The organism is Klebsiella sp., from assembly GCF_027492335.1.
In the GTDB taxonomy this organism is placed as follows: Bacteria; Pseudomonadota; Gammaproteobacteria; order Enterobacterales; family Enterobacteriaceae; genus Klebsiella; species Klebsiella huaxiensis.
On record NZ_JAPUEW010000004.1, the window covers coordinates 62,417 to 75,781 of the forward strand.

The 13,365-nt window shown below is 52.6% G+C and carries 18 protein-coding genes; 7 read left to right on the top strand and 11 right to left on the bottom strand.

Features of this window, described 5'->3' with window-relative positions; genetic code table 11:
- Positions 1-38 precede the first annotated feature (38 nt).
- The 9 genes from ptsN to QVF11_RS00550 all read right to left on the bottom strand — a co-directional run bounded on the left by ptsN (position 39) and on the right by QVF11_RS00550 (position 6,761).
- Positions 39-527, bottom strand: coding sequence for a PTS IIA-like nitrogen regulatory protein PtsN (gene ptsN / locus QVF11_RS00510; protein ID WP_182235062.1), 489 nt, complete (start codon positions 525-527; stop codon positions 39-41).
- Positions 528-592: 65 nt separating this feature from the next.
- Positions 593-880, bottom strand: a complete 288-nt coding sequence (gene hpf, locus QVF11_RS00515) for a ribosome hibernation promoting factor (protein ID WP_112213551.1) — start codon at positions 878-880, stop codon at positions 593-595.
- A gap of 22 nt (positions 881-902) precedes the next feature.
- Positions 903-2,336, bottom strand: a complete 1,434-nt coding sequence (gene rpoN / locus QVF11_RS00520) for an RNA polymerase factor sigma-54 (protein WP_287854743.1) — start codon at positions 2,334-2,336, stop codon at positions 903-905.
- A gap of 47 nt (positions 2,337-2,383) precedes the next feature.
- The gene (gene lptB / locus QVF11_RS00525) at positions 2,384-3,109 is read right to left on the bottom strand and encodes an LPS export ABC transporter ATP-binding protein (protein WP_110272845.1); all 726 of its coding nucleotides are present in this window, start codon (positions 3,107-3,109) and stop codon (positions 2,384-2,386) included.
- A gap of 6 nt (positions 3,110-3,115) precedes the next feature.
- A complete protein-coding gene (lptA, locus tag QVF11_RS00530) occupies positions 3,116-3,661 on the bottom strand; it encodes a lipopolysaccharide ABC transporter substrate-binding protein LptA (protein ID WP_110272846.1) in 546 nt (181 codons plus the stop codon).
- Entirely contained in the window at positions 3,630-4,205 is a 576-nt protein-coding gene (gene lptC / locus QVF11_RS00535) for an LPS export ABC transporter periplasmic protein LptC (RefSeq protein ID WP_110272847.1), read from the bottom strand. The genes lptA and lptC overlap by 32 nt, the downstream gene beginning before the upstream one ends.
- Positions 4,202-4,768 (bottom strand): 3-deoxy-manno-octulosonate-8-phosphatase KdsC, encoded by a 567-nt coding sequence (gene kdsC / locus QVF11_RS00540; RefSeq protein ID WP_112213553.1) that lies wholly within the window; start codon positions 4,766-4,768, stop codon positions 4,202-4,204. Before kdsC ends, lptC begins: the two co-directional genes overlap by 4 nt.
- Before the next feature lie 14 nt (positions 4,769-4,782).
- A complete protein-coding gene (kdsD, locus tag QVF11_RS00545; RefSeq protein ID WP_376767683.1) occupies positions 4,783-5,787 on the bottom strand; it encodes an arabinose-5-phosphate isomerase KdsD in 1,005 nt (334 codons plus the stop codon).
- Positions 5,784-6,761 (bottom strand): calcium/sodium antiporter, encoded by a 978-nt coding sequence (locus QVF11_RS00550; RefSeq protein WP_112213554.1) that lies wholly within the window; start codon positions 6,759-6,761, stop codon positions 5,784-5,786. Before QVF11_RS00550 ends, kdsD begins: the two co-directional genes overlap by 4 nt.
- A gap of 209 nt (positions 6,762-6,970) precedes the next feature.
- On the opposite strand from QVF11_RS00550, the gene mlaF reads away from it, so the two are divergent.
- The 7 genes from mlaF (at position 6,971) to murA (ending at position 11,774) form a co-directional block, all read left to right on the top strand.
- On the top strand, positions 6,971-7,783 hold the full coding sequence (mlaF, locus tag QVF11_RS00555; RefSeq protein ID WP_112213555.1) for a phospholipid ABC transporter ATP-binding protein MlaF: 813 nt from the start codon (positions 6,971-6,973) through the stop codon (positions 7,781-7,783).
- A gap of 7 nt (positions 7,784-7,790) precedes the next feature.
- Positions 7,791-8,573, top strand: a complete 783-nt coding sequence (mlaE, locus tag QVF11_RS00560; protein ID WP_110272851.1) for a lipid asymmetry maintenance ABC transporter permease subunit MlaE — start codon at positions 7,791-7,793, stop codon at positions 8,571-8,573.
- Between the two features lie 4 nt (positions 8,574-8,577).
- Positions 8,578-9,129, top strand: coding sequence for an outer membrane lipid asymmetry maintenance protein MlaD (gene mlaD / locus QVF11_RS00565; RefSeq protein ID WP_112213556.1), 552 nt, complete (start codon positions 8,578-8,580; stop codon positions 9,127-9,129).
- A gap of 16 nt (positions 9,130-9,145) precedes the next feature.
- Positions 9,146-9,781 carry a phospholipid-binding protein MlaC gene (mlaC, locus tag QVF11_RS00570; protein WP_112213557.1) on the top strand — a complete coding sequence of 212 codons (636 nt, stop codon included), beginning with the start codon at positions 9,146-9,148 and terminating at the stop codon, positions 9,779-9,781.
- The gene (gene mlaB, locus QVF11_RS00575; RefSeq protein ID WP_112213558.1) at positions 9,781-10,071 is read left to right on the top strand and encodes a lipid asymmetry maintenance protein MlaB; all 291 of its coding nucleotides are present in this window, start codon (positions 9,781-9,783) and stop codon (positions 10,069-10,071) included. The genes mlaC and mlaB overlap by 1 nt, the downstream gene beginning before the upstream one ends.
- 134 nt (positions 10,072-10,205) lie before the next feature.
- A complete protein-coding gene (gene ibaG / locus QVF11_RS00580) occupies positions 10,206-10,460 on the top strand; it encodes a BolA family iron metabolism protein IbaG (protein WP_110272855.1) in 255 nt (84 codons plus the stop codon).
- A gap of 54 nt (positions 10,461-10,514) precedes the next feature.
- Positions 10,515-11,774 carry a UDP-N-acetylglucosamine 1-carboxyvinyltransferase gene (gene murA, locus QVF11_RS00585; RefSeq protein WP_287854749.1) on the top strand — a complete coding sequence of 420 codons (1,260 nt, stop codon included), beginning with the start codon at positions 10,515-10,517 and terminating at the stop codon, positions 11,772-11,774.
- A gap of 61 nt (positions 11,775-11,835) precedes the next feature.
- On the opposite strand, the gene sfsB is transcribed toward murA, so the two are convergent.
- Positions 11,836-12,108 (bottom strand): DNA-binding transcriptional regulator SfsB, encoded by a 273-nt coding sequence (sfsB, locus tag QVF11_RS00590; protein ID WP_110272857.1) that lies wholly within the window; start codon positions 12,106-12,108, stop codon positions 11,836-11,838.
- Positions 12,109-12,295: 187 nt separating this feature from the next.
- Positions 12,296-13,267 (bottom strand): octaprenyl diphosphate synthase, encoded by a 972-nt coding sequence (gene ispB / locus QVF11_RS00595; RefSeq protein WP_287854751.1) that lies wholly within the window; start codon positions 13,265-13,267, stop codon positions 12,296-12,298.
- Between the last annotated feature and the right edge of the window lie 98 nt (positions 13,268-13,365).

Genomic DNA, 13,365 nt, shown 5'->3' on the forward strand with positions numbered 1-13,365 from the left:
TTCTCCTCAGTACGATAAAGAGTAAGGTGCGACTCCCGTTATGCCCCATCGTTGCTTCCTGCTTCGGTGATAATTTCATACAACTCTTCGTTGCTTTGGGCGGCGCGTAGTCGGCGACAGGTTGCTTTATCCGCCAGACGTTTTGCGACCAGTGAAAGCGTATGCAGATGAGTTTTGGTCTGATCGGCGGGAACGAGAAGCGCAAACAGGAGATCGACAGGTTGATTATCGATCGCATCAAAAGCGATCGGGGTTTCCAGTTGGACAAAAACGCCAACGGCCCGAAGCGTATCCTCTTCGAGTTTTCCGTGTGGGATCGCGATACCGTTACCGATCCCGGTACTGCCCATTTTCTCGCGAGTGAGGATCGCTTCGAACACCACCTGAGGCGGCAAGCCTAGCTGTTTTGCTGCCAGCTCGCTGATGATTTCCAGGGCACGTTTCTTGCTCTGGCAGTGAACCTGGCTACGGGTACATTCCTGGTTAAGGACATTGCTCAGTTGTAGAGCCGAATCGTTATTTATCATAATTTCACCTGAGCTCGCCCTGACCAACCGCCTGCTGGCGGTTGGCGTAGGTTATGCCCGGACAATTAGCGTTGTTTCAGTTTATCTTTATGTTTTGTTAGCTGTCTTGCCAGCTTATCAATAAGACCATCGATAGCGGCATACATATCCTGCCCTTCCGCACTGGCATGGATTTCACCACCGTTGACATGCAGGTTGGCATCCGCAATTTGCGTTACCTTCTCTACCTTTAACACAATGTAGACCTGATTGATCCTATCGAAAAACTGCTCCAGCTTGCTAAATTTTGTGTTAACAAAATCGCGCAGAGCAGGGGTTATTTCTACATTGTGTCCTGTAATGTTGAGCTGCATAGTGTCTTCCTTATCGGTTGGGTCAAACCAGTTGTTTACGCTGATTCGACGGCGGAATGGATAAAGACTCTCGATACTTAGCGACGGTTCGGCGCGCCACCATAATACCCTGATCGGATAACATGGTGGTGAGCTTACTGTCGCTCAACGGCTTCGCGGGGTTCTCCGCGGCGATTAACTTCTTCACCAGCGCGCGAATGGCCGTCGACGATGCTTCGCCGCCGCCTTCTGTGCTTACATGGCTGGAGAAGAAATACTTCAGCTCAAAAATACCGCGTGGACTATGCAGGTATTTTTGGGTAGTAACGCGTGAAATGGTCGATTCATGCATTTCGACGGCCTGGGCAATATCAGCCAGTACCATCGGCTTCATATGCTCTTCACCTTTCTCGAAAAAGGCCTGCTGCTGCTCAACAATGCAGCGGCTGACGCGCAGTAGCGTATCGTTACGGCTCTCCAGGCTTTTGATCAGCCAGCGAGCCTCCTGCAGATTGCTGCGGATAAACTGGCCGTCGGCATCATTGCGCGTGCTGTTACCCATTGCAGCATAGTGCTGATTGATCTTCAGGCGCGGTAGGCTATCTGAATTGAGTTCAACAACCCAATGGTCATTCACCTTACGCACCAGCACGTCAGGAATGACATATTCTGGTTCGCCGGTTTGGATGGATTGACCAGGGCGCGGATCCAGGGATTGGATCAGGCTTACCGCTCCCTTTAATACTTCTTCTTTGAGGCGGGTTACGCGCATGAGAGAGCGGAAATCATGATTCGCTAGTAGATCAAGGTGATCGCTGATGATCTGACGTGCTTCATCAATCCAGGGTGTTTCTCTGGCAAACTGCGAAAGTTGAACCAGCAGGCAGTCGCGCAGATCTTTTGCCGCTACGCCGACGGGGTCGAAACGCTGAATGCGCTTGAGGACGGCTTCAACTTCTTCAAGTCCGATTTCATCATCGCCAATGCTCTCCACGATGTCTTCGACAGAAATTGTGAGGTAGCCGGTATCATCAACGGCATCGACGATGGAGGTCGCGATGGCGCGATCGGTATCAGTGAACGGCGTAAGTTCAACCTGCCACATCAGGTAATCTTGCAGGCTTTGAGTGGTCTCACCCTGGTAGACGGGCAGTTCGTCATCCTGATAATCGACGCCGTTACCTGATGGCGTTCCTGCTGTATAAATCTCATCCCAGCTGGCATCAAGCGGCAGTTCTTCAGGCATGTCTTTTTGCTCAAGGGCATCGACGGTATCCAGAGATTCGCGATCCTCGGCCTCTTTGGTTTCTACCTCATCGTGAAGATCGGTTTGCTCCAGCAACGGGTTGCTATCCAGCGCCTGCTGGAGTTCTTGCTGGAGTTCTAACGTGGACAACTGCAGTAAACGAATCGCCTGCTGCAGTTGTGGCGTCATGGCAAGCTGTTGGCTTAGCCTTAATTGCAAACCTTGCTTCATATTCAGGGCCAATATCTCCGACTAAAACGTCTGTAACCTCTACCCTATCAGAGTCTGAAGTCTTCCCCAAGATACACGCGCTTAACCTGCTCGTCTTCAAGGATTTGTTGAGGTGTACCGTGAGCTATCAGATGGCCCTGGCTGACGATATAGGCACGTTCACAAACGGCGAGCGTTTCCCTGACGTTATGGTCGGTAATCAGGACACCCAGGCCGCTATCGCGCAGATGCTCAATGATACGTTTGATATCGATGACGGAAATAGGGTCGACGCCAGCAAAAGGTTCATCCAGCAGGATAAATTTCGGGTTAGCGGCCAGCGCACGGGCGATTTCGACGCGGCGACGTTCACCACCGGAGAGCGCCTGGCCGAGGTTATCGCGCAGGTGCTCAATGTGAAACTCTTCCATCAACTCTTTGGCGCGATCTTCACGCTGCTCGTTGCTTAAGTCGTCACGGATCTGCAATACCGCCATCAGGTTATCGTATACGCTCAGGCGACGGAAAATGGAGGCTTCCTGCGGCAGATAGCCTATACCGCGACGCGCGCGAGCATGTAGTGGCAGCAGGCTGATATCTTCATCGTCAATAATGATGTTGCCAGCGTCGCGCGGAACGATACCGACAACCATATAGAAGGTAGTGGTTTTACCCGCACCGTTCGGGCCGAGCAGGCCAACAATCTCACCTGAATTCACAGTCAGACTGACATCTTCCACCACGCGGCGGCCTTTGTAAGCTTTGGCGAGATTCTTTGCAGTTAATGTTGCCATAACGAATTACTTACCCTTCTTTGACTGGTCGGTGCCTTTGTCCTGCAACTGCGAAGGAACCAGAACCGTGGTCACTCGCCCACCTTTATTGCTGAACGCCTGCATTTTTTGCTCTTTTACCAGATAGGTGATTTTGTCACCCTGGATATTGCTATCGATCTGTTCCAGATGCGCATTGCCGGTCAGCACGACAAAGTCATTTTGCAGTTCATAATGCATTTTTGACGCCCGGCCTTTAACCGGCTTGCCGTTGTCCTGCATCTGGAAGAAGGTCGCTGGGTTACCATAACCGTCAATAACCTCTTTGCCTTTCTCTCCGCCCGGGCGAGTTACGACAACCTTGTCGGCGTTGATTTTGATGGTTCCCTGGGTAACAACGACATTACCAGTAAACGTGACGACATTACCTTGCATATCCAGCGACTGCTGATCGGATTCAATATGAATTGGCTGATCGGTGTCACCGGTTTTTGCCAGTGCCGGCAGGCTGGCGGCCAGTAAGGCGCTGGCGAGCGCAATCTTAAGGCTGAGTTTGTTTGTTCTGAATTTCATATGAGGTTCTAACCTTTTCAATCAGCTCGGCATTTTTGCTGCGCAGGTTCCCACGCATTTTCAGGCCGCTGGAATTAAATGTTGTTCCGTACAACGTCACCATGTCATCGGAGGTAACATCCTGCGTCATCAGGTTTATCTGAGCGTTATCCGTCGTAATTTTGCGCAGTTGAGAATCCGCCGTCAGCGCATTCACTTCAACGTGCCCGTAAAGATACAGCATGCGGTCATTCGTCAACTTGGCTTTATCCGCTTTGATAGACCAGGTTGGTACTTTGTTAGTATCGAAGGTGGTCATTACTGGTTTTGCGAACCACGACAGTTGCTGTTCGGAAAAATACTCCACGTGTTCAGCGATCAGCCGGTAATTAAGCGCCCCTTCCGGACTATAAACGACGGTATCGGTATGCTCACTGGTATACGTTGGCTCATCAGGATTGACCGCTTGCTGGGTGGTCTCGTCCGTACTCGCCAGATTCAGGCCGATCAGAATCAGCGCGACCAGCGACAGTAAAATGATAACCCAACGTCTGGTTTTACTCATATAGATTGCCCTTTGGCCTCATCCAACTTACCCTGCGCCAATAGTAGCAAATCGCAAACTTCCCGTACCGCCCCGCGACCGCCATTAATGCGAGTGACGTAATCTGCGCGTGGGATCAGCAACGGGTGCGCATCTGCCACCGCTACGCTTAAACCAACCTCAGCCATCACCGGCCAATCGATCAGATCGTCACCGATATAGGCCACTTCATCAGCGCGAACGGCCAGTTTGTTCAGTAATTCATGAAATGCCAGTAGTTTATTAGACTGCCCCTGGTACAGATGCGTGATGCCAAGAGTTTGGCAACGGTCTTCTACCAGTTTAGCTTTTCGTCCGGTAATTATCGCCACTTCAATATCTGAAGTCAGGGCGCAGCGGATCCCGTAGCCATCACGTACGTTAAACGCTTTTAGCTCTTCGCCGTGGTTGCCCATGAAGATAAGTCCATCGGACAGGACGCCGTCGACATCGAGGATCAGTAAACGGATCTTCGCTGCGCGATCAATAAAGTCCTGACTTACCGGCCCATAACAGGTCGCGATCAGGGCATCAGCATTATTCATTATTTTTTCCTTACTTACACTACGCCCGCGCGCAAGAGATCGTGCATATGTACCACACCTACCAGACGGTCGCCATCAGCAACCAACACGCAGGTGATATGACGGGATTGCATCAGGTTCAGCGCATCGACGGCCAGGATGCCGGGGCGAATACGGATGCCACCTCGGGTCATCACCTCGGCAATACTGGCATTACGCATATCGACGCCGGTATCAAATACCCGACGCAGATCGCCATCGGTGAAGATACCGATGATATTCATTTCATCATCACAGATAGCGGTCATGCCTAAATTTTTGCGCGTGATTTCCAGCAGCGCATCGCGCAGCGTGGCCTGAAGACCTACGTGCGGGATTTCATCGCCGGTATGCATGATGTCATTGACCCGCAGCAGCAGCTTACGTCCCAGCGCGCCGCCAGGGTGTGACAGGGCAAAATCTTCAGCGGTAAAACCGCGTGCTTCCAGCAGCGCAACGGCAAGCGCGTCACCCATCACCAGCGCGGCAGTGGTGCTTGACGTTGGCGCCAACCCTAATGGGCAGGCCTCTTTTGGCACCTTCACGCACAGATGAATGTCCGCCGCGCGCGCCATGCTGCTTTCCGGGCGGCTGGTGATACAAATAAGCGAAACCTGCTGACGTTTAAGGACCGGGATCAACGCGAGGATTTCATTTGACTCACCCGAATTTGAGAGTGCGATAACTACATCACGTGGGGTGACCATACCTAAATCGCCGTGCGCGGCCTCGCCCGGATGAACAAAGAATGATGAAGTTCCGGTGCTGGCAAAGGTAGCCGCCATTTTTCGCCCGATATGACCAGACTTGCCCATCCCCATCACGACAACTTTGCCGTTGCAGTGAAAAATGCTCTCACAGGCGCGGGCGAAATCTTCATTAATATATTGGTCAAGCTGGGCCAGACCTTCACGTTCAATTTCCAGAACCTCACGGCCTGCCCGTTGAAAGTCAAAATCCGCTGGCAAATCTATTTGCGACATAATGTTATCCCGAATCATTCAACGAAGAGCGGCGCTGTCCAGAACAGCATCGCCAACCAAAGCATAAATCCGCCCACCAGCAGTAGGCCTGCTAGCCGACCTGGCTGCTGTTTACGCCGCCAGCACAGTAGGGCAAAGATCAGGCTGACCAGCAGCATGACGCCATAGTCGCGGGCAAAGGCCTCGGCAGCGAAGGTGCCTGGCGCAATCAGCGCGGGAAGCCCGAGAACCAGTACGATATTAAGAATATTAGCGCCGATGATATTGCCGATGGCGATATCGTTTTCACCTTTTCGCGCGCCGGCAATGGCGGTTGCCAGCTCTGGCAAACTGGTACCGATAGCAATCACCGTTAAACCGACGGTCAGTTCACTGATGGCAAAAAAGTTCGCCAGCACCGTAGCGTTATCGACCACCATACGTGTAGCCATCGGCATCACAATCATCGCGACGCCCAGCCACAGTAGGGCGACGGGAAGTGAACCTTCGCGCGGTAGCTCCGCGAGCTGCTCTCGGGTCAGGCTGTCGTTACCCTGACGCTCAGCGAGACGGGCTATTTTAATCGTGAACAGTAGCCACAGTATTGCCAACGCCAGCAAAAAAAGGCCATCCATACGCGTAAGCTGACCGTCATATAGCACAAAGCCCGCCAGTAAACTGACCAGCAACATTAGCGGTAATTCGCGGCGCAGGATATCAGAATGCACGGTAAATGGCTGAAATAGCGCGGTGAGACCAAGGATCAGTAAAATATTGGTGATGTTGGATCCCAGTGCCGTACCAATTGCCAGATCGGTTTGACCATGCAGAGAAGCGGCGGCAGATACGATGATCTCCGGCAGACTGGTGCCGATGCTGACCACCGTCATACCGATAATGAGCGGCGGGATCCCCAGCATGCGACAGAGTATTGAAGCGGCGTAAACCAGACGATCGGCGCTGTAGACAACCAGCAATAAACCAATAATTAACAGAGCCGTCGCTAAGAGCATCTAAAGTCCTTTCTTCAGGTATAATCGTCGCCTCGCTGGCCGTCCGTAGGCAGCGTAACGAATTCTTAATTTTGACTTTATGTGTGCCAAAAGTAAAACAAATGCCAGCTTTGGCTAACTCAGGCAGGTAAGATTCTGTAAAAATGTTGGGTTTGTGGTGAAAGAAAGCGCCATGCTTAGCCCGATGGGTGTCTAGTAAGGATGATTTTATGAGCCAAAGTTTGGCGAATTTAGTCGAAGTGCGCGGTATTCGCTTCTCGCGGGGCGATCGCGTGATCTTTGATGATATCTCGCTGTCGGTACCTCGCGGTAAAATCACCGCGATCATGGGACCATCAGGGATCGGCAAAACTACCCTGTTACGTCTGATCGGCGGCCAGATCCCGCCTGATAAGGGCGAGATCCTGTTTGATGGTGAAAACGTACCGCAGATGTCGCGTTCGCGCCTGTATACCGTCCGCAAGCGTATGAGTATGTTGTTTCAATCCGGCGCGCTGTTCACCGATATGAATGTGTTTGATAACGTTGCATATCCGCTACGTGAGCATACTCGTCTGCCGGAGGCATTGCTGCACACCACGGTGATGATGAAACTGGAAGCCGTCGGGCTACGAGGAGCCGCGAAGCTGATGCCTTCTGAGCTCTCCGGTGGGATGGCGCGCCGCGCCGCTTTGGCGAGGGCCATTGCGCTGGAACCTGATTTAATCATGTTCGATGAGCCTTTTGTCGGGCAGGATCCCATTACTATGGGAGTGCTGGTGAAGCTGATTTCTGAACTCAACAGTACCCTGGGTGTCACTTGTATCGTGGTTTCGCATGATGTGCCGGAAGTGCTCAGCATTGCGGACTTTGCGTATATTGTGGCGGACAAAAAAGTTGTGGCGCATGGGAGCGCGCAGTCGCTGCGTGAAAATGCCGATCCTCGGGTTCGTCAGTTCATTGATGGTATTGCCGACGGCCCTGTGCCGTTCCGCTATCCAGCGGGCGACTATCACCATGATTTATTAGGCAAAGGGAGTTAAGCGACTCATGCTGTTAAATGCGCTGGCCGCGCTCGGACATCGTGGTATTAAAAGTATCGCGACGTTCGGGCGTGCTGGATTAATGCTCTTCAACGCTGTAGTGGGCAAGCCCGAGTTTCGTAAGCATGCGCCGCTGCTGATGCGTCAGCTATACAACGTCGGCGTGTTGTCGATGCTGATCATTATCGTCTCGGGGCTGTTTATTGGTATGGTTCTGGGGCTGCAGGGGTATCTGGTCTTAACCACCTATAGCGCCGAAACCAGTCTGGGTATGTTGGTGGCGTTGTCTCTGCTGCGTGAACTGGGGCCGGTTGTCGCCGCGCTGCTGTTCGCCGGGCGTGCCGGTTCGGCGCTGACCGCTGAAATCGGCTTGATGCGTGCGACCGAGCAGCTCTCCAGTATGGAGATGATGGCGGTTGATCCGCTTCGCCGGGTGATTTCTCCGCGTTTCTGGGCCGGGGTGATTTCACTGCCGTTGTTGACGATCATTTTCGTGGCAGTCGGCGTCTGGGGAGGCTCGCTGGTCGGCGTTAGCTGGAAGGGCATCGACGGCGGATTTTTCTGGACTGCGATGCAAAATGCCGTCGACTGGCGGATGGACCTGGTTAACTGCCTGATTAAGAGTCTGGTTTTCGCCATTACGGTAACATGGATCGCGTTATTTAACGGTTATGACGCTATCCCCACTTCCGCCGGGATTAGCCGGGCGACAACGCGTACCGTGGTACATGCGTCGCTGGCGGTTCTGGGGCTGGATTTTGTGCTGACTGCGCTGATGTTTGGGAATTGAGTTCATGCAAACGAGAAAAAATGAAATCTGGGTAGGGGTGTTCTTACTGGTCGCGCTGCTGGCAGCGCTGTTTGTCTGCCTCAAGGCGGCAAACGTGACCTCTTTGCGTACCGAACCGACCTATAGACTCTACGCCACCTTTGACAATATTGGCGGTCTGAAAGCGCGGTCTCCGGTACGTATTGGTGGTGTTGTCGTAGGGCGCGTGGCGGATATCACGCTCGATCCGAAAACCTATCTGCCGCGTGTGGCCCTCGATATTGATGAGCGTTACAACCACATTCCGGATACCAGCTCGCTGGCAATCAGAACTTCCGGTTTGCTGGGTGAGCAGTACCTGGCGATGAACATTGGCTTTGAAGACCCTGAGCTGGGAACATCTATCCTTAAAGATGGCGGCACCATTCAGGACACCAAATCCGCGATGGTGCTGGAAGACCTGATTGGTCAGTTCCTTTACAACAGTAAGGGGAGTGACAATAAGAATTCTGGCGATGATCAGGCGGCGGGAGAGAGTCATACTGACGCTACGCAGCCAGCCGGCACGACGCATTAATTTCAGGAGATAAGATATGTTTAAACGCTTACTAATGGTCGCCATGCTGGTGATTGCCCCCTTGACTGCCGCGACCGCTGCGGATCAATCTAATCCGTACAAGCTGATGGATGAAGCGGCGCAGAAAACCTTTGATCGCCTGAAGAATGAGCAGCCGAAGATCCAGGCTAACCCGAACTACCTGCGCGACATCGTCGATCAGGAACTGCTGCCATATGTTCAGGTGAAATATGCTGGCGCGCTGGTGCTGGGCCGTTATTACAAAGAAGCGACCCCCGCGCAGCGTGAAGCCTATTTTGCCGCCTTCCGCGAATATTTGAAACAAGCCTACGGCCAGGCGCTGGCGATGTATCACGGTCAGACCTATCAGATTGCACCGGAGCAGCCGCTGGGCGATGCGACTATTATTCCTATCCGCGTGACAATCCTTGACCCGAACGGCCGTCCGCCGGTTCGTCTGGATTTCCAGTGGCGTAAAAATACCCAGACTGGCAACTGGCAGGCTTACGACATGATTGCGGAAGGAGTGAGCATGATCACCACCAAACAGAACGAGTGGAGCGATCTGCTGCGAACTAAAGGCGTAGATGGACTGACGGCGCAACTGAAGGCAAGCTCCGCACAGCCGATTACCCTGGAACAGAAAAAATAATGACCGGGCAGCTGAGCTGGACTCGCGATGGTGAGACGCTAGTGCTGCACGGGGAGCTGGACCAGGATCTGCTGGTCCCGCTCTGGGAAGCTCGCACGCAGGCGACGGATGGCGTGTCGGTAATTGATCTGAATGAGGTGACCCGCGTGGACACTGCAGGTCTGGCGCTATTGGTGCATTTCATTGCTCTGATTCGTCGTCAGGGCCGGGCAGCACGGTTAATGGGTAAGAGTGAAAACGTGCAAACCCTGATCGGTCTTTACAACCTCCCGGACGACATGATCCCATAATTTTTCAGTGTCTTACTGCTAAAGCTATTCTGAAAGCCTCATCAAACTTTTCGATGGGGCTTTTTGCTTGTTTAAGACCGCGTCACTTTCCTCTAAGATGTTGGGCTGTTTTCACTATCAGATAAAACTAGCCCATGGAAAATCATGAAATTCAGACCGTGCTGATGAACGCACTCTCCCTTCAGGAAGTCCACGTCTCTGGCGATGGCAGCCACTTTCAGGTTATTGCTGTGGGTGAGATGTTCGACGGCATGAGCCGGGTCAAGAAGCAACAGGCTATCTACGCCCCGTTAATGGAATTTATTGCCGACAACCGCATCCATGCTCTGTCGATTAAAGCGTTTACCCCGCAGGAGTGGGCGCGTGACCGCAAACTAAATGGCTTATAAGCTGTGGGGATGTTCCCCACAGCGTATGTGAATTCTTAACAGAGAACAGAATCAATGGATAAATTCCGTGTTCAGGGGCCGACTCGTCTTCAGGGCGAAGTCACGATTTCCGGTGCGAAAAACGCCGCCCTGCCAATCCTCTTTGCCGCGCTGTTAGCCGACGAGCCGATTGAGATCCAAAACGTACCGAAGCTGAAAGACATTGATACCACCATGAAACTGCTGAGCCAGTTGGGCGCGAACGTTAAGCGTAATGGTTCTGTATGGATCGATGCTGGCCCAGTTGACGTCTTCTGTGCTCCGTACGATTTGGTTAAAACCATGCGCGCCTCTATTTGGGCGCTGGGGCCGCTGGTGGCTCGTTTTGGTCAGGGCCAGGTTTCACTGCCAGGCGGCTGCGCCATTGGCGCTCGTCCGGTTGATTTGCATATCACCGGTCTTGAACAACTGGGCGCGGAAATCAAACTGGAAGAAGGCTATGTTAAAGCGTCGGTCAATGGGCGTTTAAAGGGCGCGCATATCGTGATGGATAAGGTCAGCGTTGGTGCGACTGTGACCATCATGAGTGCTGCGACGCTGGCGGAAGGCACTACTGTTATCGAAAACGCCGCGCGCGAGCCGGAAATTGTCGATACCGCGAACTTCCTGAATACGCTGGGTGCGAAGATCAAAGGTCAGGGTACCGATCGCATCATCATCGAAGGCGTCGCGCGTCTGGGCGGCGGCGTATACCGTGTTCTACCAGATCGTATCGAAACGGGTACTTTCCTGGTGGCTGCCGCCATTTCTGGCGGTAAGATCCTGTGCCGTAATGCCCAGCCTGATACCCTGGATGCTGTTCTGGCGAAGCTCCGTGATGCCGGTGCAGATATCGAAACGGGTGAGGACTGGATTAGTCTGGATATGCATGGTCATCGTCCGAAGGCCGTCAACGTTCGCACTGCTCCACACCCGGGTTTCCCGACCGATATGCAGGCTCAGTTTACCTTACTGAATTTGGTTGCAGAGGGAACGGGTGTGATCACCGAAACCATCTTTGAAAACCGCTTTATGCACATACCGGAACTGATCCGTATGGGCGCTCATGCGGAAATCGAGAGTAATACGGCGATTTGTCACGGCGTAGAGCAGCTTTCTGGTGCTCAGGTGATGGCGACCGATTTACGTGCGTCAGCAAGTCTGGTGCTGGCGGGCTGCATTGCGGAGGGTACGACGATTGTCGATCGTATCTATCACATTGACCGTGGGTACGAACGTATCGAAGACAAACTGCAGGCGTTGGGCGCAAATATCGAACGCGTCAAAGGCGAATAAACCTGTAGCGGCAGCAGCCCTCTGACGCTTGTCCGGGGGCTGTTGTCTGTATGACCTCGCTTTACTTGTTATTCTTCCTTTGACGCATCATCTGCGTCCTGTCGATAAACTGATGGGTATTGGGGTCGTGATAGCGCGATGGCCAAATGACCCATGGCGTTGTCTCCAGCGCGTTCGCAATAATTAGCTCACCTTTGGGCCAGGGGCGGGTTAACGCATTGGCAAGCGTGGAGGAACTCAAACCATTACGCCGCGATTCAGCCGCCAGCGACGTCCCTTTTTTGCGTAATCCAGCAATGATATCCGCCGGATGCCAGTCAATGAACTTATCCATAAATTCTCCTGGTAATAAAGATCCGATCGTCCTTAACGAGCGACGAAATGACTATACCTTGAGTTCCAGTATTGTTCTAACAAGTTCTTTTAATGAGATGGATATTAGGAATACATCAAGTTATTGGAGGCGTTATTGAGTTTTATTGGAACTTTCCCGCTCGGTGCGCGGGAAAGTGAGGGTGAGATTAATGATCGCGTTGTACCGCAATATGGGCGAGACCAATTAGCGCTTCGCGCCACTGGGAGTCAGGAAGGACCTGAAGTGCGGCAATTGCTTTATCCGCCTCTTCCTCTGCGCGTTTTTGGGTCCATTCAAGCGAACCGCAGGCCGCCATGGTTTCCAGTACGGCTTCCAGCAGGTGACGGCCGTTACCCTGCTCAATCGCGCCACGAATCATAGCGGATTGCTCTACTGTGCCATGACGCATTGCGTGCAGCAGCGGAAGGGTGGGTTTGCCTTCGTTGAGATCATCCCCGACGTTTTTGCCAAGACGCTCGCCATCGGAACTGTAGTCGAGTAAATCATCGATTAGCTGGAAAGCAGTACCCAGATAGCGTCCGTAATCCTGCAACGCTTTCTCTTGTTCTGCAGTACAGTCGGCCAGAATCCCGGAACACTGGGCTGCGGCTTCAAACAGGCGGGCGGTCTTGCTGTAAATAACCCGCATATAGTTTTCTTCAGTGATGTCGGGATCGTTGACGTTCATTAATTGCAGAACTTCGCCTTCTGCAATGACGTTAACGGCTTCTGACATCACTTCCAAAACCTTCAATGAACCAAGAGCGGTCATCATCTGAAAGGCGCGTGTATAGATGAAATCACCCACCAGTACGCTTGCTGCGTTGCCAAAAGCGGCGTTTGCTGTAGCTTTTCCTCGGCGCATGTCTGACTCATCGACGACGTCATCATGCAGGAGGGTGGCGGTATGGATAAATTCGATCAGAGCGGCGATGGTGACGTGCGCGTTACCCTGGTAACCGACGGCCCGTGCGGCCAGCACGGCGATCATCGGACGAATACGTTTGCCGCCTCCACTGACGATGTAAAAGCCTAACTGATTGATAAGCTGAACATCAGAGTCGAGTTGCTTAAGGATTGTCGCATTGACGCCCGCCATATCCTGCGCGGTTAACTCATTGATTTTTTCTAAATTCATCGCAAAAGCCGGGCCAAATGTCCTGTTACCGCGTATCCGAATGGGATCACAGAAGGATTAAGATAGAATTAAAAGAATAAGTGATTGTACTGAAAAAT